Source organism: Moraxella sp. E33BD (assembly GCF_041807865.1).
GTDB lineage: Bacteria > Pseudomonadota > Gammaproteobacteria > Pseudomonadales > Moraxellaceae > Moraxella > Moraxella haemolytica.
Genome location: NZ_JBGTZD010000017.1, coordinates 1 through 20459, shown reverse-complemented (window position 1 = coordinate 20459; position 20459 = coordinate 1). Strand labels below are relative to the sequence as shown.

Sequence of the window (20459 nt, the reverse complement as noted above, 5' to 3'; positions counted from 1 at the left end):
GATGGCATCGTTTCGCACGGTGCAAGCATGGCTGGTACTTAGCACCATCTTGGCAAGCTCACGGCGGATTTTGGTTGTGGTTAAAGCCATTTTTTATCTCCAAAATAATTGACAAGATACGCTCTACCTGCGATGACTCGTTCATCATCGCTAAAACGGTCAAGCTCGCTCATGCGTGCTAAGAGTGCATCCATGATGGGATTTACGCCATTTGGGTTAGATTGCTTGTTCATTACCATTTACCTCCATCGCACTTGATGTCATAGCCATCAGCTTGCCATGATAGGCACTTCTCGTAGTCGGCTTGGGCTTGGCGGTCTAAGCCCTCAGTACACGCCACAGGGAGCAGGGCAAGCATGGCAACGATAATAATCAATGGCACAAGGTCAGTTGGTGTCAGTTTGGTATGCATCGTTCACTCCGTTTGTTGTTTATGGGGTGATTATAAGCAAACTAATAAAATAATGCAAGAAAAATATTAGTTTATTAATATAAAATTTGCAATTTGTTGAAAATATGATGATTTTTATATTAAAATATAAGTATATTTTTTATAGGCAATAAAAAACCGCCCCAGTGGGACGGTAAAATGAATTTTGGAGTATTTTGATGAATAAGCAAAAAGTAGAACCCTACTTGACCTTAACCCAAAGCGACAGACCAAACGCCCGTTGTGGCGAAGTGGAGTTGTTTTTAAATTGTCATCGTTTTACTGACAGTGAAAAAGCCTTGAAGGGCGTTCACGAATACGAGATAGACGGCTACGCCATTGTTACCGCCACAGGCTATTTGTTGTTTGAGCGGGTGTCAGATAGCACCTTTCGTTTTATCGGCTTTACGACCGTAACACCAAAAAAGACCGACAAACGCTATGCCATCTTTGACCAAGAAGGCTTTTATGGAACATTTGTCCGTCTATAACGAATGCGAAATACTTTATCGGCGGTTACGGAGTGTAATATGTTTGATGTGATTGTGGCAGTCATGAATGAGTCAATACCATTTTGGCTGTCTCTGCTGTTTTATTATCTTGGTGGCTGGATATTTTATCAGCTAGGCAAGTCCAAGCAGAAGCCAATATCGTCAAAACGGCAAAGTAGATTGGGTTAATCAAAACAAAAACCCAACAAATTAAATGAGTTATATATTTTTGGAGAGAATGATGAAATTAAAAAACCTAATCGCCTTAGCAGACCGCAAAGCCGAAGTCAGTACCGAGCTGTATTTTGAAGATACGAACAATCAGCTCACCCAAGACAAAATTTCCGTCCCTATTTACCATTACAATGGGTGGTGCTTAGGACAGCTTATTTTTTCAAGAGTGGGCGACAGCACAACTTTTACTCTAACAGGCATGAATGAGCCAGCAGTGATAATCGCCCAAAAAATGAGTTTACAAGGCGTTCTATCTCACAAAAAAACCAAAATGCGTAAAGCAAAGTTATATAAAAACCTTATACATTTTCTAGCAAAAAGTTCAAGCCTTTGGCGGTAATTCTCCCTTGTCCAAGCCGATACTCAGGCATCCCACCACCGCTGACCAACACACACCTATCAGACACAAAACCGCACTCTTGCAAATAAAAAATATTAGCAAGATGCATTGGGTACTGCTCGCTATCTTCTGGATATAGCCATTGCAAATCAAAGCAATGCGGATACTCCGCTGCCATTTTGGTCAGCAGTTCTATTTGGAATGTTCTGTTCAAAATCATTTTTACCTCCCATGTTATTTTCTATAATGTTTAACCACCCCTACACCAACCTTCTCTTATATTCCACCGCCACCTTAGTCGTTCGGCAAGGCGTGCCAGCTCCGCATCTTGCTCATCACACAGCCCCAAGCGTTCCACAGACACTCGCTTGGGTGCTTGCTCGCTAAGCACGGTCAGTATCTGCATCACCAATGTTTTATTTATAGACATTCTTTAAACTCCTCTAACCACTCCGATACACCACACGCCCAATGATCACAAGGCTCTCTCCATTCGTCTCATTGACGATTTTGGCAGGATAGGCGGGGTTGTCGCTAGATAGGCGTAGCACACCACCGCCTTCTTTATAGATACGCTTGATGAGTAGGTCGCCATCCCAAAACAAGGCATATACTTCGCCCTCTCTCGGCTCAATATCAGACACATCTATCCCCACCGCATCACCTTCTTGGATATAATGTGCCATGCTGTCGCCTTTGGCATAGATTATCTTAAAGTATTTTGAGTTAAGATTACGATATTTAAAAAAGCTCTGGTCAAAGGGCAAAGTTTTTTTTAAGGGTTTAAATTCAGGATAGCCACCGCCGTCCCCACAGCAGAACGACACATCATAAAAATTCACCCACACCTGCTCACGCCACGGTTCCACCTCGTCATGGGTGATACCATTTGGCATGGACGCCACCAGTTCATCAACATGATGCTGGGGCGTTTTCATTTCACCTTCGCCAGTAGCAAGCCATTTAGGATTTACCTGCAAGATATTGGCGAGCTCAAAAATGGCGTTCGTACTTTTTGTTTTTCCGCTCTCAAGTTGGCTGTACGCAGATTGAGTTAAGTCAGCAACCTTCTCAGCTACTTCCGCTTGGGTTAATTTTGCTGCTTTTCTTGCGGCTTTAAGTCGGTCTTTTAGTTCCATGATGATTCTCTCAATGGGCTTTATCTATATTATATAAGAGTGCTTATAATATAACAAATTAATTTACTTATATTTTGCTTGCTTTATTCAATTAGTTTGCTTATAATCCGCTAATATTTAGGAGTGACTATGAATAATATTGACGCATTAATTCAACATTACGGCAGCCAAGAACTTTTGGCAAAAGCACTTGGTGTGACTCAAGGAGCAATCAGCCAGTGGAAGACTGGTAAGACCACTATTAGTCCTACAAATGCCTTAAAGATTGAGAAAATTACAGACGGTAAATTTAAGGCAGTGGACTTATGCCCACAACTTATTGAGATTGAAAAATTAAAAGCCCCTAGCGGTAACTAGGGGCAAAAATGCTTAAACTACAGTCTAGCATTCATAACATCCGCTATGGCGATATGTGGACGGTGCAGGGCGAGCTATCACGCATTGGGCGTATTTTGCGTCCTTATGCTGATTTTCGCAAATCCACCGCAAAAACCATCATCTCGTGAGAATTTTATTCAAATAACAAAAAACCCAGCCGTAGCGGACTGGGTTGGGCGTTTTTAATCAAAAATTAGAAACCAAAAAATCAATAATCAAAAACGGCTTTATTATACCACCAAAGCCAAAGTAAATCAAGGCATTATCATGACCACCAAAGAGCCACCCAAAATCCACTACATCACGCACAATTTTAGTGATTTTGACAGCGAGACCAAGCACATGACACGCAATCAGCGTGCCATTTATCTTGACTTACGCACGCTGTATTTTACCACCGCCCACAAAAATAATGGGGCGATTGGCGATGATTTGGCACTGCTTTATTTTCGCCTTGACTGCCATAGCGACAGCGATAAGGCGGATGTAGATTGGCTATTAAAAGACAAATTCAAAAAGCTGGGCAAGACCTACCGTCATGCCGACTGGGATAAGCAAATCAAAGACATTCGCTTTGCTATGAGACACGCCAGTAACGCTGACACGAAAGGTAACGCTAAAAGTAACGACAGTAACGGTAGTGATGTAACGCCAAGTAACATCAAAAGTAACGATGAGCGTAACGCCAACATCTATGACAATACGGGTGGTTTTGTCATGACAGGGGCAGAACGCACCGAAAAATCACGAAAGCTAAAAGCCCTTAAAAATAAAGGCATACAGGCGGATAAGTCCATGACACTTGATGACATTCGTGGGCTTTATGATACGCATTTTAATCCGTGTAACGCAGGCAGTAACGCCACCGATGTCATACCGTGTAACGCTGACAGTAACGAAGTATGTAACGGAAGTAACGCCCAAAATGCTGAGAATAATCCATTACCCATAACCCATGAATTAAAAGAAAAAAATGAGTGTGTAAACAGCGAAATGTTACACGCACCCACACACACCAATTTTTCTAAAAATTTAAAAACTATTGGAGAATGGCAAGCTCCAAGCGTGGACATCATCAATGGATTACTAAGCGGGGCAGGTTTTGGCAGAACATTGAGCCAAGACGAATATGGCCAGATATTTACCAAGTTTAAAAATTACAATGTCAGCCGAGAATTACAGGGTAATTTTTTGGCAACCGAACAAGTCCGCATAGATAAGCTCGTGGACTGGATAAAACGAGAAAAGCCCATTTTTAACGCTCCCACGCCTGCCGATGATGATTTTGGTGGCGTGTGGACGGACGACAGCAACAAATTATCCAAGCCAAAACCCAATACTTTTAATATTAGCGGAAAATGGGTTAAATGTTTTGACGGCTATAACAGCATGGAATGTATCGCAATCGTCAAAGAATACCGTTTGGCAGGCGAAACAAGTCTAGAAGCCTATAAGCGGATTAAGCGTGCAGGCGTGGCAAACTGCCAAAAACCACAGACGGCAAGCCCCGAATTTGTTAGCCACATTCTCTCAAAACACAACAGACCGCAACAAGCCAAACAGGTAGCAAGATGAAAAAACACGAAGACAGCATACAAAGAGCTGTAATGACATGGGCAAGATGGCAGACACTTGCCCCCATCGGCATTAACGGCAAGTTATCCCATTTTATCCACCACAGCCCCAATGGGGGCTATCGGAGCAAAAGCGAAGGCAGAAATTTTAAGCTCCTGGGGACAAAAGCGGGGTTTCCAGACCTGTTTTTGTTTATTCCCAAAGGTGGTTATCACGGCTTATTTATTGAGCTTAAAACCCCAAAGGGCAAGACCAAAAACGGCAAGACACGCCAAGCGGGCAAAGTATCGGATAACCAAGAAATGATGATTGACCGCTTAAATGCGGTTGGTTATAAGGCGGTGGTAGTATATGGAGCAAATGAAGCGATTGATGAGATTAAGGCGTATTTGGGGATTAACAAATGAAGAACTTGATTAACTATTTTCTTATTGTTTTTGGGTTGTTGGTGGGGGTCATACTTGGGTTTTATGCCACGCTAAGCAATGCGGTCATTGCTAATCTATTTATTGGGGCGTTTGTGATTGCAACGGGGTTTAGTATTGGCGTTTTATTTATTGTGTTGTCGTTAGAGTTTTTGACCGCCAAAACAAAAGAAAAAAGGATTAAGTAATGACATTAGCGATTTTGATTTATTGTTTGGCGTACATCTTAGAGCAAAAAGCAAATGATGAGTTTAATAAAAAGCTGTTGTCATTGCGGTGTCAATGGCGTTATGAAGTGAGTATGCCAAATCGTGTTTTTTAACCAAAAACGGAGAATAAAAATGACAAATACAATCAATCTAAATCAGCAGGCGAGCAAATTTGGCACACACCCCATGTTTGATATTGACGGCTTAGGCTGGCTTTGTCAGCACATGACCGCCACGCCTGCCAAAGTATTTGATGATTTTAACACCCCTGTCAAGTCGGATAATGATTATTCGGGGTGGCAGGAGCGGTGTGCGTGCATTGGCATGATGGACACACCTGCCCGTGCGTTGTGTAGTCTTTTGGTGTGGGGTATGGATAAAGCCAATTATGAAACGGTGCGAGATTATTTGGCAGGCGTGGTGCTGACCGAACTTAAAAAAGCCCCCCTGCCCAAAAACTGCCCCCACGACAGAGCCGAATTGTCGCACAAGATGGCTCACATGGTGCTATCATTGCACTTACAAAATGCGTGGGATTTATGTACGGTCAAAGGGCGATTATACTTTTTTAGTATCAACATCAACGAAAAGACCTACACTAACCAATTTACCAAATGCCAACGCCTACTGATTGACACTTTGCAAGAATTGGTGTGGGAAATTGCTGGGGAGATTGGCAAATATAGGAACGAACTAAGAGAAATAGAAATTTTATAAAATCAGCAAAATACCCCCTTGACACCACGATACCCTGTGGGGTATGATAATGCTAGTATGGCATTAAGTGTCAATAAGGCGATTATCCGTTTGGATAGTTGCCTTTTTTATTGCCTGCCGTTTGACCGTCAGCAGAATGCACCACAGCGTAAAAAATCTGATTGGGTGAGTTGGTCGCACCACCAAAGAATAGAACGAAAGCCGACACACTTGCTTACCCTGTGCATTGGGTGGCAGGTATGGCGGTTAGTAGCGTCCGCCCACGACACGGGCAACAAAAACCCCTAGCAAAAACTAGGGGGCTGAGAAAATGGAGCGGTGTTTGACTGCGTGAACAGCCAAACACCCCTTTGACAAGCGGTTAAAGCATATTGATGATATTAACCGATTACGCCATTTAATCTTTGATAAAACCAAATATTTACCACGCAATCAAAAAATGGATAAAGATTTTGCGTTGGAAGTGATTAAAATCATTGAATTATTTGATGGTTATATAGATATGCGGTGTGTCAGTAGCTGGCTTTTGTTTAGTGGTAAACACGCTAATAGCATTGACGAATTAAAAAAGCACACATTATACAATACCGTTCGCACCAAAGATTATGAAAGTGCGGACGGTTATTTGAATGGGCTTATTATTACTTCACAAAGTTTTGATGAGTTAATACCGCAATATCAAAACACGCCAAATGCCCTTTTATTGCTTGACCCACCTTATATTTGTACAGACCAAAAATCGTATAAAATGGATAAATATTTTGGTATGGTGGAATTTTTAACACTAATGACAATGGTAAAACCGCCCTATGTCTTTTTTAGCTCAACCAAAAGCGAATTATTGGACTATCTAGAATATGTTAAGCAATATGAACCGCAGACTTGGCAACGCATTGGTGGTTTTGAAAAGTTAAGTTTTAATTCGTCTGTTAATTATTATGCAACTTATGAAGACAATATGATTTATAAATTTTAATTTGGGAAGTAAGTATGCCAAAGACACCATGCAGAGCCATTGGTTGCCCTGCCCTTGTCAGTCGTGCAGACAAAGGTTACTGCGACAAGCACGCCCATCACAGGCACGGCTGGCACAAGAGCCAACGTGGTCGCACCGCTAGCGAGCGTGGCTATGGGCAGGCGTGGCGAAAGCTACGCAATCAAATCATGGAGCGAGACCGCTACTTGTGCCAAGTCTGCTTAGCAAACGACAGATACACGCCTGCCACCGAAGTAGACCACATCATCAACAAGGCACAAGGTGGCACGGACGAGCCAAGCAACCTACAAGCAATCTGCCACGCCTGCCACAAGACCAAGACACAAGCCGAGAGCCGAAGGGGTGGGGGTGGGTAAAAAGTTCGGAGCGTCTTGCCGTAGGACCGACCCCCTACCAAAATTTTTACGACCGCAAAATTAAAAGTTTGGAGAAATAACAAAAAATGGGTGGAATTGCGACAGTTGCAGGGCGTGGGCGAAAACCCAAGCCAACCAAATTAAAAGAGCTGAACGGCAACGCTGGCAAGCGTGCTTTAAATAAAAATGAGCCAAAATTTGACCAGATTGCCAACATTGAACCGCCAGAATGGTTAGAGCCGTTGGCGGTGGAAATGTGGCAAAGGGTCGTTCCCCAGTTGTGTGCCAATGACTTGCTTACGGTTGGGGATTTGCACAATGTGGAAGCATTTTGCACGGCGTATGCACGGTGGCGACAGGCTCAAATTGAGATTAACAAGTATGGCGTGGTTGTGCCGCACCCAGAGACTGGGGTTTTACAAAAAAATCCTGCCGTTACGGTGATGAATGAAACCGCCCGACAACTGGTAACTTTTGGGTCGCTTTTGGGGCTTGACCCTGCTAGTCGCACACGGCTGACAGGTGGGGCAAAGACAGAAACGGCGGGCAATCCATTTGCCCAGTTTTTATAAAAAAAAGAGTACCGTCAAAAATGATACTTTTTTAAGCCACCTATGCGATGTTAGATTATAAATTTTAACCAATTTTTATTTTAAAATCAATCCATTTAAAAATACAAATGACTTATGAGAATGTAAGACGAGCTGAAAAATACGCCCACGATGTCATCAATGGAAACATCATCACAAACAAATGGATAAAATTGGCGTGTCAAAGGCATTTTGATGATAAAAAGCTAAGTAAAAACAAGGATTATCCTTACAAATTTGACCCTGCCAAAGCCGAAAGGGTTGCCAAGTTTATCCAGCTACTACCCCACACAAAGGGCGAATGGGCAAGACGGAGCGAAAAAATCCACCTTGAACCGTGGCAAGTGTTTGCGTGTTGCGTACCGTTTGGTTGGGTCAAAAAGTCGGATAATCTGCGAAGATACCGCACGATTTTTATTTTTGTCTGCCGTAAAAATGGCAAATCGGCAATCGCAGCAGGTGTGGCAAATTATATGTTTTGTGCTGATGGAGAGTTTGGGGCGGAAGTGTATAGCGGGGCAACCACTGAAAAGCAAGCGTGGGAAGTGTTTCGCCCTGCCAAACAGATGGTGGAACGCACACCACAGCTCAAAGAATATTTTGGCGTGGAAGTGAACGCCTCTAATATGAATCGTGTGGCGGACGGCTCACGCTTTGAACCTGTCATCGGCAAACCAGGGGACGGTGCAAGCCCCAGCTGTGCCATCATCGATGAATACCACGAGCATAAAGATGACACGCTGTATGACACGATGCAAACGGGTATGGGGGCGAGAAATCAGCCGATTATGCTCATCATCACCACCGCAGGAGCAACCATTAGCGGAGCGTGTCATCTGCTTTATCAAGATGCTCAAAAAATGCTTGATGGCGTGCTAGATATTGATGATATGTGGGCGATACTGTACGGTAAAGATACAGACGATGCGTGGGATAGCGATGTTGCTTTGATAAAGGCAAATCCAAATTATAACATATCGGTATCGGGGGAATTTTTGCAAGCTCGCCAAAGAGACGCAAAAACTTCGGCACGCAAACAGTCGGTATTTCGCACCAAGCACCTAAATGAGTGGGTCGGAGCAAAAAATGCGTGGCTGAACATGGCAAAATGGCAACAAGCCCACGAGCGTAAACCCTTATGTGAGCTTGAAAACCGCCCCTGTTACATTGGGCTTGATTTGGCGACAAAGATTGACTTAAACGCCCTTATTTTGCTATTCCCACCAACTGCTGATGACCCTTATTATCACATACACGGGCGTTATTATCTGCCAGACGCTAGGGTGCTAGAAAGTATGGATGGCAATGCTGATCGCTACCGTGCGTGGGATAATATGGGGCTAATGACCTTGACAATGGGCGAAGTGGTGGATTTTGAAGTCATCAAAGATGATTTAAGAGAATTTATGGGGCGGTTTGATGTTCGCCAAATCGCCTATGACCCGTGGCAAGCCACACCGCTCGCCCAAGAAATGGAAAAAGAAGGGGCAACGATGGTGGAGCTACGCCATACTGTAAAAAATATGAGTGAGCCAATGAAAGAGCTAGAAGCCCTCATTTTGCAGGGTAAAATCGCCCACGGGGATTGTCCTGTGCTGACTTGGCAGGCGAGCAATGTTGTCGCAGTCGTGGATAAAAAAGACAATATCTATCCAGACAAAGAGCGAGCCGAAAACAAGATTGATGGCATTGTGGCTTTGATAATGGCTCTTGGGCGTGCCAAATTACACGCCCAAAGTGGGGGGAATATTGATGAGTATTTAGACAATATGGTGATTGCTTGAATTGACCGCCCTTTATGCAAAGTGGCGGTTTTTTATTGGAGTTTTTTTAATGATTTGATTTCTTTCATAATGTCCGTTAATGCGTCTGTAATATCTATGTATTGGGTTGGTGGTTTTTGTTGTTGTTCTAAGCCAACTTGCAACAAATGAACCGCCTGTGCATTAACAGAGCGTCCGTCATCTTTGGCTGACTTTTCTATTTGGTCTTTTAATTCTTGGGGAATGCGTAAGTTAAATTGGGGGTCTGAACGAGCCATAAAAGCACCTTTTGAAAAAATTTAAAAATATTTTAACAAAAATACTTGACTTAATCAATAGTACAGTGCTATCATTATCACCGTACTAACACGGTACGCAATAAAAAGCCCCTTGCAGACCGTCAAATCAAACAAGGGGCTAGAATACTAACCACTGATAAGGAAAATATCCTATGAGTAATTTACCACAAAAGCTAAAAACTGTCAATTTTGACGGTTTGCCAGTCGCTTTTACCGAAAACGGCTATCTTAATGCTACAATGATTGCAAAACATTATGGCAAGCGTGTGCAGAATTATCTAAAATCTGAACGCACACAGGATTATATCCGTGCCTTAGATGAGCATTTGAGTGAAGCCGTTTTTACGGCTTCGGTAGAAAATAGTGAAGCTCCAAAAAGAGCTTCACAAAATGACCTTGTGATTGTGCAAAAAGGCAATTCACAAGAATTTGAACAAGGCACTTGGTTACACCCAAAACTTGCGATTGATTTTGCTCGTTGGCTTAATCCAAGATTTGCGGTTTGGTGTGATATGCAGATTGAACAAATGACGACAGGTTCTTTACAATCTTTAACTGCCCAAATCACCGAAACCAGTATCACGCTACAACATTTTGATGAAAATCTATCAAAAGCAGGTTGGTATCTGGCAACACACGGCAAACAGACTAAGCCACAACTCAAAGCAAAACTTACCGAGCTTTTGCAAAAAGCTCAACCCTATTTGCCCTTTATCGGATTTGGAGGTGCAAAATGACAAAGGTCATCAATCACATCGACAAAACAGATTTAGCAGACACTCATTATTTGGCAAGTGGCTATTTTGAATGGATTGCCAAACTTATCCGTCAAGCCAAGCAAGACGGCGATCAAATCTTTTTAGACATTGCTGAATATTTGGCAGAAGGTCAATCTGATGATTTTTTGCAAAAAGGCAAAGATATTGAGCTGTCTTGATATTGACACCACGATACCCTGTGGGATATCATAATGCTATTATGGCATTAAGTGTCAATAAGGCGATTATCCGTTTTTTGGGTAGTTGCCTTTTTTGTTGCCCAAATTACGCCGTAGCAAGCTCGCCAATGAGTTCTGGGCGTTTGGCAAGTAAATCCAACAACACCCGAGCCGAACCGCTTGGCTGGCGTTGCCCCTGCTCCCACGATTTAAGTGTGTTTACCGAAATGCCAATGGCACGGGCAAATTGGCTTTGAGATAGGTTGTTTTGTTGTCTGATGGTGGCAGGGTTAATGAGATATTGTCCCTTATTAAACTGTTCAATAGAACGAGTTAGGCTCTCACGCACAACTTCGGCATCTGGGTCATCGTCAATAATGGCTTGGACGATTGCGTCCATGTTTTCAAATTTTGGTAGGGTCATTGTTTCTTTCCTTTTAGGGTGTTTGGGGCGATGTTTTCTTGTCTGTTTTTGGCATAGACCGAAAAGCAAACAATCAGCCCATTTTCTAACAGATTGTAATAAATCACACGCACGCCGCCTTGTTTGCCCTTGCCTTTGGCAGACCAACGCAGTTTGCGAAATCCGCCCGTTTTTGGGATAACATCGCCCGCCAAAGGGTTGGCGGATAAAAAAGTGATGAAATCGCTTTTTTCATCATCACTCCAAACGGTTTTGGATTGGGCGATAAAATCATCGGTTTCGGCAATCGTGTACATGGTGGTTCATCTCTGATTGAATACAATGTATTATAACACATTGTATTATAATTACAAGTGATTTTTTTGATTTTAACCGCTTTTTGAGCGGTTTTTTTTATCGCAAAAAGGAAAATAAAATGAATTTTTTTGGTTGGCTCGGCTCTATTTTTGGGCGTTCACGCCTTGATAAAGGGCAACAGTCCGACCCCTTTATCGGCACAACATCGGCAAGTGGCAACGCCATCAATGCCGAAACTGCCCTTAAACTGTCTGCGGTGTGGGCGTGTGTACGCCTAAGAAGTCAAGTGATTGGCTCTTTACCCCTACATCTATATGGCAAAGATAAAAAGACAGCTGACCAGCACCCTTTGTATCGCCTACTACACGACAGCCCCAATGCCGATATGACGGCATCAGAATTTTGGGAAAGTATGGTGGTAAGCCTTGATTTGTGGGGTAATGCTTATGCCCTAATCGTCCGCCACAAAAAGACAGGTCGTATCATCGCCCTAGATGTCTTAAACCCTGAGCGAATGAGCGTATCACGGGGTAAAGACGGACTAATTACCTACATTTATCAAGAAAATGGTAAATATACCCGTTATGTGTCTGATGATATTTTGCACATCAAAGGCTTTTCGCTTGATGGGCTTGTGGGCTTATCGCCCATTAGCTACCAATCATCGGTGATTGGACTGCAAACGGACGCAAATAACGCCACCGCCCACGAATTTAGAAACTCGCTCAAAGCAGGCGGATTTTTGAAAGTTGGTGAAGGTACGCTCACAGAAGAACAGCGAGAACGCCTAAGAAAAAATTTGACCGAATTTGGCAAGCCCGAAAACGCAGGTAAATACATGGTTTTGGAGGCGGGTATGGATGTGGCGGGCGGGCATAGCCTAAGAATGAACCCACAGGACGCACAGCTTTTGGAAAGTCGTTATTTTGGCATTGAAGAAATATGCCGTATCTTTGGCGTGCCACCACAGCTCATCTATCACACGGATAAAGCAAGCTCGTGGGCAAGCAGTCTTGAAAATATGAATTTGGGCTTTTTGATGTACAGCTTACGCCCTGTACTGGTCAAAATTGAACAGGCGATTATCAAAAAGCTGCTAACCCCTGCTGAACGCTCACAGTATAAGCCAAAATGGAGCGTGGAAGGACTGCTACGGGCGGATAGTAATGGGCGGTCGGCATTTTATACTTCGGCATTGCAAAACGGCTGGCTGACAAGAAACGAAGTGCGAGAATTGGAAGACCTACCGCCTTTGGACGGAGGCGATACGCTAACCGTACAGACGAATTTAACGCATTTACAAGATTTGGGGAGAAATGAATGACTTTACAAACAAAATCACTCTCATTTAAAGCCGAAAACCTACAAGATGACGGCACATTTAGCGGATATTGTAGCGTCTTTGATGTCAAAGACAGCTACGGCGACATTGTCAAGAAGGGTGCTTTTGTCAATTCTTTGAACGAATGGCAAGCCAAAGGCAAGATGCCCCCTGTGTTGTGGCAACACAACCGTTCTGATGTCATTGGCGTGTGGACAAAACTGTATGAAGATGAGTACGGTCTATATGGCGAAGGCAAATTACTGATTGATGATGTGGCTAAGGCTCGTGAAACCTACGCCCTAATCAAAAACGGGGCGATTGACGGCTTGTCTATCGGCTATCGCACCAGCAAGTGGACTTGGAATGAGGACGAGAACGCCTTGGAGTTATTGGAATTAGACTTAAAAGAAGTGTCTATTGTCACCTTTCCAGCCAATGAAGACAGTACTGTCTCAAGTGTCAAGGCTGAAGCCATAAAAGCCAAAGATGCACAAAACGCCTTAAAAATTCTTGCCAACATTAACCAATCTTTTTAACCTTTAAATCAACAATGCCCTTGCAGACCGCAAGGGCTTTTTTTAATAGGAAACATCTATGACCGACCAAACCACCAATTACACCGAACTTGCCAAAGAGTTTGCCCGTGCTACTGACAATGTCAAAGAAGTGGCGGAAGATATTAAGGGCAAAATGGCAAATAATGAAAAGCTGTCCCAATCCGCCATTGACAAGGCTGATGAAGCCCTAGTGTCAATGAATGATATTAAATTGCGACTTGATGAACTGGAACAAAAAGACGCACGCCGTGGCTCTGATGATGCTGATTTTCGCACACTTGGCGAGAAGTTTGCCGATTCTGAAGCCTTAAAACAGCTACAGGCTGACCCACGCGGTGTCAAGCAAGCCAAACTTGAAGTCAAAGCCAACATCACATCAGCCACGGCTGACGCCAATGGTTCAGCAGGCGTGCTAATCAGTGACCACCGAGTACCAGGTCTTGTTGTGCCACCTAATCGCCGAATGACGGTACGCGACTTGTTGATGGCGGGTTCAACTTCAAGCAACGCCATCACTTATATGCGTGAGACTGGGTTCACTAATGGTGCAGCCATTCAGCAAAACGAAGGTGACAAAAAAGCACAATCTGACATTAAGTTTGATGAGCAGACAGTCAATGTGGCAACCTTGGCACACTTTTTTAAAGCATCTCGCCAAATCTTGGATGACGCACCACAACTGGCAAGCCACATCAATGGTCGCTTAATCTATGGCCTTAAACTGGTGGAAGAACAGCAGATGCTCAATGGCGATGGACTATCAGGCAATCTAAAAGGTATCATCACTCAAGCAACAGCGTTCAACGATAAGGCAACACTGGCGAAATATACCATCATCGACCAGCTACGCCTTGCTATGTTGCAAGCGGTGTTGGCTGAATACCCTGCAAGTGGTCATGTACTAAACCCGATTGATTGGGCGAAGATTGAGCTTGCCAAAGATGACAATGGTCGCTACATCATCGGCAATCCACAAGGCACAGCAACGCCAACGCTGTGGGGCTTGCCTGTGGTAGCAACCCAAGCAATGCAAGCGGGCAAATTCTTGACAGGTGCGTTTGACCTTGGCGCACAAATCTTTGACCGTCAAGATTCGACCGTGATGGTTGGTTTTGAAAATGATGATTTTACGCGTAACTTGGTGACTATCCTAGCTGAAGAGCGTTTGGCGTTGGCGGTGTATCGCCCCGAAGCCTTTATTCATGGCACTTTGGCTGATAAAGTTTAACTCAACCAAAAACCCTAGAAGTGGTTATTTCTAGGGTTTTTTACTAGGGGTTTTTGATGAAATATAAAGTTATCCGCCAACATTATGGCGATAAACAATACTTTGCAGGCGAGAGCCGAGAAGTTACCAACGAACACGATGCCAAGATTCTGATTAGCATGGGATTAATTGAACCAATCGCAGGCGAGAAAGCCAAGGCAGCACCAAAGAACAAGGCTGAGCCGAAGGTACAAAATAAAGCTGAGAGCGACTTGGATAATAAAGATGAACAAAATCACCCTTGAACAAGTCAAACATCAATGCCGAATTGAACACGATGACGAAGATGGTTTGTTAAATCTGTACATTAACTCGGCATATCGAGCGGTGGAAAAATTTACCGACAAGACACTGTTTTTTGATGACATACCGCCTGATACAGACGAAAAACGCAGTATTTTATTGAGCGATGACATCAATGTCGCTTGTCTTATGCTTATCGCCCACTGGTATGCCAACCGCGAGACGGTGGCAAGTAATATGGCCAACATGGCTCAAGTGCCGTATGCGGTAGATTTCCTATTACAGCCGTACCGATATATGGGGGTGTAAATGGCAATCCAAGCAGGACAATTACGCCACCGCCTAAAATTTTACCGCCCTACCGCCACACGCTCTGCCACAGGAGCGGTCAAAGTGGGACAATGGGAGCACACCTTGACCCTTTGGGGGCAGTTTACGCCCCTATCGGTCAAAGACATCATCAAAGGGCAAGCCGAGCAAGTCAACATCACCGCACGAGCCACCATTCGCCACCGCACCGACATTGACCGAACAATGCGAGTCCAGCACGCAGGGCGAATGTATGAGATTGTCGGTGAGCCTTTGGCGGATAATAATACAGGGCGTGCGTATCTGACGCTTATGTTGAGAGGTGTGACATGAAAGCCACAGTAAAAGTTGAAGGATTAAAAGAGCTGGATCGGGCATTGGGTGAGCTGAATAAGGATTTGCGTGGGCGTGCGATGTATCAAGCACTCAATTTCGCCACCAATCCCATTGTCAAAGAAGCCAAGCAGCGAGCCCCAGCCACCGAAGCTGCCTATCGCCGCTATATGTCATCAGGGCAAGGTGAGAAAACCACCGTTTTTACCAAAAACGGCAAAGCCAGAAAGGGCAAATCTAAGCGTGCCAAGCGTGGCGAGGGTCGCTATGTCATGCAGCAGGCAGGACTACTGCGTAAATCCATCCGTCGGCAACGCCTGACCAAAAACAGCCGTGAGCGTCATCGTGCAGCCGTCGGTATTGGTATCCATCTAAAAGGCAAGACGGGCGAAACCGCCTTTTATTGGCATATGGTAGAGCGTGGTACGGTGAATATGCCAGCTGTGCCATTTTTGCGACCTGCTTTTGATCATAACAAAGACGAAGCGGTGCGGCGATTTAAAAAGAAATTGGGAGAGCGTATTGATAAATTCAAGTAAGTTTTTAAAAGGTTGAGCCAATGAACGCAAGCACCCTGATCTACACCGCCTTATCATCGCTGGTCGCTGGGCGAGTCTACCCGCACTTCATACCAGAGACGGCAGACGACACACCGCCTTATGTCGTCTATCAAATCGTCTCCACCCTGCCCATCACCACGCTGGACGGCATCACGCATCATGAGCGTGTGCGTGTGCAGATTGATGCTTATCATCATGATTATGATAAGCTGCTTGCCTTGTATGGCGAGATTTTAGATAGATTTGATGAGCTGCCCATGAGTGAACATGATGGCACTCATTTTAGTGTCGATGAGGGCTTGTATCGTGCCAGCATCGATGTATTTTTTAACCACCAAACCAAACCTAATCAGCCAAACGAGGAGTAATATATGGCTAAAAATGTTGCCAATCTGCTTGACAGTTTTTACACGCTGTCTGTATCAACCACTGAAGATGATTTCAAAAAAGTCGAGCATCTACAAAAATGTGCTGTCCCCACCGAAGAAAAGGTGATGGATGAAGTTACTGCTACCGACGACAAACGCACCGTCAAGGCGGTGGTAGATTTCAAAGAGGAGTCAGAGATTGAGTTTGAGTTTGTCCACGAACCCAACGACGAAGGACAAAAAATCATCAACACCGCTTTCGAGTCAGGGGCAGAGTTGAACTTTAAGCTGGAATTTACCAAAGCCACCAGCGAGGGACGCAAGTTTAAAGGCATCATCTCTAAGCTATCTATTGATAATGAAGACACCAAGAAAAAACTGCGTAAAACAGGCACCATCTCCATCACAGGCGATGTTGCCAAAATCGGCTAACTCAAACAGTTCATTCAGACAAAAAGGAAAACCCAATGAAAAAATCTACTTTACTTAATAAAATCAAATCCCTAAGCAAACCAACGCAGGTAAGCATTGATGGCATTGATGAGCCGTTGTTCATTCGCCGAATTTCTGTGGCAGAGCAAAGCAAGCTTGCCAAATTAGCAGACGACCAAACAGCGGCTGCTGTGGCTTTGGTGCAATATGGCGTGTGCGATGAAAAAGGTGAGCGTCTGTTTGATGATGACGATGCCAAAGACATTGAAGATTTGGACTCAAAGACTGTCGGACACATCGTTGAAGCGGTCAGCCGAGTCAACTTTGGCACGGTGGAGACGGCAGAAAAAAACTCATAACCGACCATGAGCGTCGGTTTTTGTTTAAATTGGCATTAGCACTGGGGCGGACGGTGGGCGAGCTAGAACACAGCTTATCTTATGAAGAGCTTATCTGCTGGCAAGCCTACGACCGTCTAGACCCCTTTGGTGGATATCGGCAAGACATTCAAACCGCTCATCTTTTGTATGCCAAATTGGGCAATGATGAGACGAGCATCGCAGACTTTTTGCCCATTGACCCAAACCCCATGACCGATGAGATGCGTGAAGAGTACGAGCAGCATCAAGCAGAGCGACAAGCCCAAAAAGATGCCGAAGCACTGATGGCGATGTTTGCCAGGCATCAGGCAAAGCAAGTGTAAACTTGAAAAAGGGTAGGAAATTCAGGTGCGGTTATCATAACCGCAGTTGCCATATCCAAGCAAGCAAAACGCCCAAAGCTGGCAGGCTCTGAGCGTTTTTAATTTAACCCTTTTAATGCAGAAAAGGATATAAACTTAGATGAATTTTAACATAGATTTGGGTAAATTGGGAGAATTACCTATGTTAAACTTGTTAATTTTGGGTGTTTTTTCATTACTGATTGTATTTGTATGGCGATTGCCAAACATTCTAAGTGAGTGGCGAAAATTTAAGGGTGGGAATCAGAGCGATTAAGGCTTGACAAAGTGGGTTTTTGCTTATCCTTTTGTCATGCTAATATAACGAATAATGGCACAAACATCACGAATTTCTTTTAACGAAAAATGCGGTAACTGAGCGGTTGCCATCTCCAAAAGTTGTTGTTTTTCATCGAAGTTATCATCAGCTAATTCTTTCATCATCGCATCAAATAAAAGCCTATTCATCGCTTCATTCATTGAAAGCTCGTTGGCTTGAGAGTATTCTTTCAATAGATGGTAAACATCATTTTCTAGTCTAACCTGTGTTCTGACATAATTTTCTTGTTTTGCCATAAAAAACCCTTGACACTACGAATAGTGTTATAATAAAATACCATTATGGCACTATGAGTAATGCCACATATTACGAGGAGTAAGCCTATGAACACTGTAAGAACACAAGTTAGACTGCCTGAAAGTGTGTATTTGCAAGCAAAAAACGCAAGTTTTGAGCAAGATACTAGCCTAAATCAGCTAATTGTGAATGCCTTGCAGGATTACCTAACAAAAAGAGCCTATTCACCGACCAAAGTAAAAGAGGCTCTTTCGTTAATCACTTTTGCACTGGAGCAAAGCAACTATGAACATTCTAACATTTAATGGGGTTGAATTTCAACCTGTCAAGCAACAAAATCAAATTTGGCTGACTTCTAACGAGTTGGCTAGGGCGTTAGGGTATGCTGAAACTGATAGTGTAACCAAACTTTATAATCGCCATATTGATGAGTTTAAGCCTAGTATGACGCAAGTTATTGATATTTCCGAGACGGTCAAATTGACCGCCCCGAAAAATCAACAAAATTTAGTCAAGAAAGTGCGAATTTTTAACTTGCGTGGCTGTCATTTGATTGCGATGTTTGCCAGGCATCAGGCAAAGCAAGTGTAAACTTGAAAAAGGGTAAGAAATTCAGGTGCGGTTATGATGACCATACCTGCCTGTATGATAAAGGCAACTGCCTATAGACAGCAAGCAAAAAACGCTTGCTTTTTATGGTTCTGGCTGATTTTCGATAGCTTGTATTCGTTCATTAACTTCTCCGATCAGTCTGTACAGCTCACGAACACTCTGTATGCGTTCATTTTCCTTTACCAAGCCAATATCCAAAAGATGAATAATGGCGGTATTAAGAGACATATTTTTGTCTTCTGCATATTTAACAACCGCTTGGTAGAGACTGATAGGTAAGCGTACTTGCGAGCGTTTCCAAGCGTCTTGATTTTGGAGTAGTTCAGTAGTATTAAGGTATGACATAAAAAATAGTGCCTTTTTTTGGGGTTGGGTGTTGACATATATTATAATGTCATTTAGAATATATGTCAATGACATAAGTTATTATGTCAGATACGAAAAAACCTTGCCAACTTCCGACGGTCTGCAAGGTCTTTTCTAAGTTCAATCGTTTTAGGAATTAAACCTATGAATAGTTTAACATTCAATCAAGTTGCATTCAACCCAATTAACCGCCGAGACAAGCAAATTTGGCTTACTGCCTCACAACTTGCCGAAGCATTGGAATATTCTGATGTTCGCTCTGTTACCAATATCTATAATCGCAAAAAAGATGAATTTACAAGTGGTATGACCGAGGTAATCAATTTGGTTACTTCGGAGAAATCAGCAAATTTGCAAACTTCAACACGCATTTTCTCTCTGCGTGGTTGCCACCTTATCGCCATGTTTGCTCGCACCAAAGTCGCCAAAGAGTTCCGTCAATGGGTGCTAGACATCTTGGATAAAGAAGTGGGCGAGCCTGTACAGGTAAAGCCAAAACTCACCTCAGACGACACCCTACCCTTACGCAATGCCGTGAGTATGGCAACAGGTGTGTTACGCTTGGATTACTCTACCATTTATAAGATGGTGCATCAAAGATTTGGTATTGATGAAATCAAAGAATTATCCAAAGAGCAGGTGGAACAAGCGGTGGAGTATGTGCATGGTTTGATGATTAAGGTACAAAACCCCATGAGCGAGAGCCTATCCATCAATGCTCAAAATCTGGCATGGCACACACAGTTCATCTACTCTTGGTATAAAGCCATTGAAGAGCCGTTTAGAATGCTAAGCCCCAAATTGTCAGGCGAGATACACGGCCACATCATCCATGCTGCGATATTTGCCAATCATATCAGCAAAAATCTAGGCTATAACGGCATGAACCCTGAACGCTTGAGCAACATACACTGGTCGGTTGGGTTTCACTAACAATCGCTTAAATCAAAAAAACCACCCTGCAAGCACGCTTGTGGGGCATGGCTTGAAAAAGTGTAGGGATTGGGGTATGATGAGATGAGCGTTTGTGATGTGGAGTTCCCATGCGGTTACAATTCGTTACCTCTGATGATTTTGACAAAAAACAACCTTTATATTATATGCTGGGTGGTTTTTCCTTAAAGTGTATTCACACTGGCAAAAATATCGTACTGCGTCAAGAAAACCTTGCTCATGTCAATGAAATCAT

40 protein-coding genes are annotated in these 20459 nt (G+C 43.5%); 30 read left to right on the top strand and 10 right to left on the bottom strand.

The window, feature by feature from the left end; translation table 11 throughout:
- Positions 1-80 precede the first annotated feature (80 nt).
- On the bottom strand, positions 81-233 hold the full coding sequence (locus ACERC6_RS09645) for a hypothetical protein (RefSeq protein WP_373628879.1): 153 nt from the start codon (positions 231-233) through the stop codon (positions 81-83).
- Positions 233-412, bottom strand: a complete 180-nt coding sequence (locus ACERC6_RS09640) for a hypothetical protein (protein WP_373628878.1) — start codon at positions 410-412, stop codon at positions 233-235. Before ACERC6_RS09640 ends, ACERC6_RS09645 begins: the two co-directional genes overlap by 1 nt.
- Positions 413-609: 197 nt before the next feature.
- Here ACERC6_RS09640 and ACERC6_RS09635 point away from each other — a divergent pair, with 197 nt between their 5' ends.
- On the top strand, positions 610-921 hold the full coding sequence (locus tag ACERC6_RS09635) for a hypothetical protein (protein WP_373628877.1): 312 nt from the start codon (positions 610-612) through the stop codon (positions 919-921).
- Between the two features lie 241 nt (positions 922-1162).
- Positions 1163-1495: a hypothetical protein gene (locus tag ACERC6_RS09630; RefSeq protein WP_373628876.1), complete on the top strand. Its 333-nt coding sequence runs from the start codon at positions 1163-1165 to the stop codon at positions 1493-1495.
- Here the strand turns inward: ACERC6_RS09630 and ACERC6_RS09625 are convergent.
- The 3 genes from ACERC6_RS09625 to ACERC6_RS09615 are packed head-to-tail and all read right to left on the bottom strand — an operon-like array spanning position 1455 to position 2634.
- Complete coding sequence (locus tag ACERC6_RS09625) at positions 1455-1715, bottom strand: hypothetical protein (protein WP_373628875.1); 261 nt, start codon at positions 1713-1715, stop codon at positions 1455-1457. The two genes, ACERC6_RS09630 and ACERC6_RS09625, sit on opposite strands and share 41 nt — an antisense overlap.
- Before the next feature lie 30 nt (positions 1716-1745).
- Positions 1746-1925 (bottom strand): hypothetical protein, encoded by a 180-nt coding sequence (locus ACERC6_RS09620; RefSeq protein WP_373628874.1) that lies wholly within the window; start codon positions 1923-1925, stop codon positions 1746-1748.
- Between the two features lie 13 nt (positions 1926-1938).
- A complete protein-coding gene (locus tag ACERC6_RS09615; RefSeq protein WP_373628873.1) occupies positions 1939-2634 on the bottom strand; it encodes an XRE family transcriptional regulator in 696 nt (231 codons plus the stop codon).
- A 129-nt stretch (positions 2635-2763) separates the two neighbouring features.
- Between ACERC6_RS09615 and ACERC6_RS09610 the strand changes: the two genes are divergently transcribed.
- From ACERC6_RS09610 to ACERC6_RS09555, 12 genes are all read left to right on the top strand, one after another.
- The gene (locus ACERC6_RS09610; RefSeq protein ID WP_373628872.1) at positions 2764-2991 is read left to right on the top strand and encodes a transcriptional regulator; all 228 of its coding nucleotides are present in this window, start codon (positions 2764-2766) and stop codon (positions 2989-2991) included.
- 8 nt (positions 2992-2999) lie between these two features.
- Positions 3000-3140, top strand: coding sequence for a hypothetical protein (locus ACERC6_RS09605; protein WP_373628871.1), 141 nt, complete (start codon positions 3000-3002; stop codon positions 3138-3140).
- A 139-nt stretch (positions 3141-3279) separates the two neighbouring features.
- The gene (locus ACERC6_RS09600; protein ID WP_373628870.1) at positions 3280-4587 is read left to right on the top strand and encodes a DUF1376 domain-containing protein; all 1308 of its coding nucleotides are present in this window, start codon (positions 3280-3282) and stop codon (positions 4585-4587) included.
- Positions 4584-4994: a VRR-NUC domain-containing protein gene (locus tag ACERC6_RS09595; protein WP_373628869.1), complete on the top strand. Its 411-nt coding sequence runs from the start codon at positions 4584-4586 to the stop codon at positions 4992-4994. The genes ACERC6_RS09600 and ACERC6_RS09595 overlap by 4 nt, the downstream gene beginning before the upstream one ends.
- Positions 4991-5200, top strand: a complete 210-nt coding sequence (locus ACERC6_RS09590) for a hypothetical protein (RefSeq protein WP_373628868.1) — start codon at positions 4991-4993, stop codon at positions 5198-5200. Before ACERC6_RS09595 ends, ACERC6_RS09590 begins: the two co-directional genes overlap by 4 nt.
- Positions 5200-5334 carry a hypothetical protein gene (locus ACERC6_RS09585; RefSeq protein ID WP_373628867.1) on the top strand — a complete coding sequence of 45 codons (135 nt, stop codon included), beginning with the start codon at positions 5200-5202 and terminating at the stop codon, positions 5332-5334. The genes ACERC6_RS09590 and ACERC6_RS09585 overlap by 1 nt, the downstream gene beginning before the upstream one ends.
- 19 nt (positions 5335-5353) lie before the next feature.
- Entirely contained in the window at positions 5354-5938 is a 585-nt protein-coding gene (locus ACERC6_RS09580; protein ID WP_373628866.1) for a hypothetical protein, read from the top strand.
- An 18-nt stretch (positions 5939-5956) separates the two neighbouring features.
- The gene (locus ACERC6_RS09575) at positions 5957-6226 is read left to right on the top strand and encodes a hypothetical protein (RefSeq protein WP_373628865.1); all 270 of its coding nucleotides are present in this window, start codon (positions 5957-5959) and stop codon (positions 6224-6226) included.
- A 151-nt stretch (positions 6227-6377) separates the two neighbouring features.
- The gene (locus tag ACERC6_RS09570) at positions 6378-6914 is read left to right on the top strand and encodes a hypothetical protein (protein ID WP_373628864.1); all 537 of its coding nucleotides are present in this window, start codon (positions 6378-6380) and stop codon (positions 6912-6914) included.
- A gap of 14 nt (positions 6915-6928) precedes the next feature.
- A complete protein-coding gene (locus ACERC6_RS09565) occupies positions 6929-7291 on the top strand; it encodes an HNH endonuclease (RefSeq protein WP_373628863.1) in 363 nt (120 codons plus the stop codon).
- An 86-nt stretch (positions 7292-7377) separates the two neighbouring features.
- The gene (locus ACERC6_RS09560; RefSeq protein WP_373628862.1) at positions 7378-7863 is read left to right on the top strand and encodes a phage terminase small subunit P27 family; all 486 of its coding nucleotides are present in this window, start codon (positions 7378-7380) and stop codon (positions 7861-7863) included.
- Positions 7864-7970: 107 nt separating this feature from the next.
- On the top strand, positions 7971-9665 hold the full coding sequence (locus ACERC6_RS09555; protein ID WP_373628861.1) for a terminase large subunit: 1695 nt from the start codon (positions 7971-7973) through the stop codon (positions 9663-9665).
- 32 nt (positions 9666-9697) lie between these two features.
- Here ACERC6_RS09555 and ACERC6_RS09550 read toward each other — a convergent pair whose 3' ends face one another.
- Positions 9698-9922, bottom strand: coding sequence for an Arc family DNA-binding protein (locus ACERC6_RS09550; protein WP_284673385.1), 225 nt, complete (start codon positions 9920-9922; stop codon positions 9698-9700).
- Between the two features lie 173 nt (positions 9923-10095).
- Here ACERC6_RS09550 and ACERC6_RS09545 point away from each other — a divergent pair, with 173 nt between their 5' ends.
- Together ACERC6_RS09545 and ACERC6_RS09540 are read left to right on the top strand one after the other, a co-directional pair.
- Complete coding sequence (locus ACERC6_RS09545; protein ID WP_284673386.1) at positions 10096-10680, top strand: KilA-N domain-containing protein; 585 nt, start codon at positions 10096-10098, stop codon at positions 10678-10680.
- Positions 10677-10880, top strand: coding sequence for a hypothetical protein (locus ACERC6_RS09540; RefSeq protein ID WP_284673387.1), 204 nt, complete (start codon positions 10677-10679; stop codon positions 10878-10880). The genes ACERC6_RS09545 and ACERC6_RS09540 overlap by 4 nt, the downstream gene beginning before the upstream one ends.
- Positions 10881-10986: 106 nt before the next feature.
- Here the strand turns inward: ACERC6_RS09540 and ACERC6_RS09535 are convergent, their stop codons facing one another.
- Positions 10987-11304, bottom strand: a complete 318-nt coding sequence (locus ACERC6_RS09535; RefSeq protein ID WP_373628860.1) for a helix-turn-helix domain-containing protein — start codon at positions 11302-11304, stop codon at positions 10987-10989.
- On the bottom strand, positions 11301-11600 hold the full coding sequence (locus ACERC6_RS09530; protein ID WP_373628859.1) for a DNA-binding protein: 300 nt from the start codon (positions 11598-11600) through the stop codon (positions 11301-11303). Before ACERC6_RS09530 ends, ACERC6_RS09535 begins: the two co-directional genes overlap by 4 nt.
- A 119-nt stretch (positions 11601-11719) precedes the next feature.
- Here ACERC6_RS09530 and ACERC6_RS09525 point away from each other — a divergent pair, with 119 nt between their 5' ends.
- From ACERC6_RS09525 to ACERC6_RS09475, 11 genes are read left to right on the top strand one after another with little or no spacing between them, the layout of a single operon-like run.
- The gene (locus ACERC6_RS09525; RefSeq protein ID WP_373628858.1) at positions 11720-12925 is read left to right on the top strand and encodes a phage portal protein; all 1206 of its coding nucleotides are present in this window, start codon (positions 11720-11722) and stop codon (positions 12923-12925) included.
- Complete coding sequence (locus ACERC6_RS09520; protein ID WP_373628857.1) at positions 12922-13461, top strand: HK97 family phage prohead protease; 540 nt, start codon at positions 12922-12924, stop codon at positions 13459-13461. The genes ACERC6_RS09525 and ACERC6_RS09520 overlap by 4 nt, the downstream gene beginning before the upstream one ends.
- A gap of 58 nt (positions 13462-13519) precedes the next feature.
- A complete protein-coding gene (locus ACERC6_RS09515) occupies positions 13520-14710 on the top strand; it encodes a phage major capsid protein (RefSeq protein ID WP_373628856.1) in 1191 nt (396 codons plus the stop codon).
- A gap of 56 nt (positions 14711-14766) precedes the next feature.
- Complete coding sequence (locus ACERC6_RS09510; protein WP_284673393.1) at positions 14767-14994, top strand: hypothetical protein; 228 nt, start codon at positions 14767-14769, stop codon at positions 14992-14994.
- Entirely contained in the window at positions 14975-15301 is a 327-nt protein-coding gene (locus ACERC6_RS09505; protein WP_373628855.1) for a head-tail connector protein, read from the top strand. Before ACERC6_RS09510 ends, ACERC6_RS09505 begins: the two co-directional genes overlap by 20 nt.
- Positions 15302-15634: a phage head closure protein gene (locus ACERC6_RS09500; RefSeq protein ID WP_373628854.1), complete on the top strand. Its 333-nt coding sequence runs from the start codon at positions 15302-15304 to the stop codon at positions 15632-15634.
- On the top strand, positions 15631-16173 hold the full coding sequence (locus ACERC6_RS09495; protein ID WP_373628853.1) for an HK97-gp10 family putative phage morphogenesis protein: 543 nt from the start codon (positions 15631-15633) through the stop codon (positions 16171-16173). The genes ACERC6_RS09500 and ACERC6_RS09495 overlap by 4 nt, the downstream gene beginning before the upstream one ends.
- Positions 16174-16193: 20 nt before the next feature.
- Positions 16194-16562: a DUF3168 domain-containing protein gene (locus tag ACERC6_RS09490; protein WP_373628852.1), complete on the top strand. Its 369-nt coding sequence runs from the start codon at positions 16194-16196 to the stop codon at positions 16560-16562.
- Between the two features lie 3 nt (positions 16563-16565).
- A complete protein-coding gene (locus ACERC6_RS09485) occupies positions 16566-16994 on the top strand; it encodes a hypothetical protein (protein ID WP_373628851.1) in 429 nt (142 codons plus the stop codon).
- A gap of 35 nt (positions 16995-17029) precedes the next feature.
- Entirely contained in the window at positions 17030-17353 is a 324-nt protein-coding gene (locus tag ACERC6_RS09480) for a phage tail assembly chaperone family protein, TAC (protein ID WP_373628850.1), read from the top strand.
- A gap of 20 nt (positions 17354-17373) precedes the next feature.
- On the top strand, positions 17374-17697 hold the full coding sequence (locus ACERC6_RS09475; protein WP_373628849.1) for a DUF4035 domain-containing protein: 324 nt from the start codon (positions 17374-17376) through the stop codon (positions 17695-17697).
- A gap of 318 nt (positions 17698-18015) precedes the next feature.
- Here the strand turns inward: ACERC6_RS09475 and ACERC6_RS09470 are convergent, their stop codons facing one another.
- Entirely contained in the window at positions 18016-18291 is a 276-nt protein-coding gene (locus ACERC6_RS09470) for a hypothetical protein (RefSeq protein WP_373628848.1), read from the bottom strand.
- 87 nt (positions 18292-18378) lie between these two features.
- Here ACERC6_RS09470 and ACERC6_RS09465 point away from each other — a divergent pair, with 87 nt between their 5' ends.
- Together ACERC6_RS09465 and ACERC6_RS09460 are read left to right on the top strand one after the other, a co-directional pair.
- Entirely contained in the window at positions 18379-18597 is a 219-nt protein-coding gene (locus ACERC6_RS09465; protein WP_046699121.1) for a hypothetical protein, read from the top strand.
- Entirely contained in the window at positions 18578-18883 is a 306-nt protein-coding gene (locus ACERC6_RS09460; protein ID WP_373628847.1) for a BRO family protein, read from the top strand. The genes ACERC6_RS09465 and ACERC6_RS09460 overlap by 20 nt, the downstream gene beginning before the upstream one ends.
- A gap of 102 nt (positions 18884-18985) precedes the next feature.
- Here the strand turns inward: ACERC6_RS09460 and ACERC6_RS09455 are convergent, their stop codons facing one another.
- Complete coding sequence (locus ACERC6_RS09455; protein ID WP_373628846.1) at positions 18986-19249, bottom strand: hypothetical protein; 264 nt, start codon at positions 19247-19249, stop codon at positions 18986-18988.
- Positions 19250-19414: 165 nt separating this feature from the next.
- Here ACERC6_RS09455 and ACERC6_RS09450 point away from each other — a divergent pair, with 165 nt between their 5' ends.
- The gene (locus ACERC6_RS09450) at positions 19415-20203 is read left to right on the top strand and encodes a Bro-N domain-containing protein (RefSeq protein ID WP_373628845.1); all 789 of its coding nucleotides are present in this window, start codon (positions 19415-19417) and stop codon (positions 20201-20203) included.
- Positions 20204-20459 lie beyond the last annotated feature (256 nt).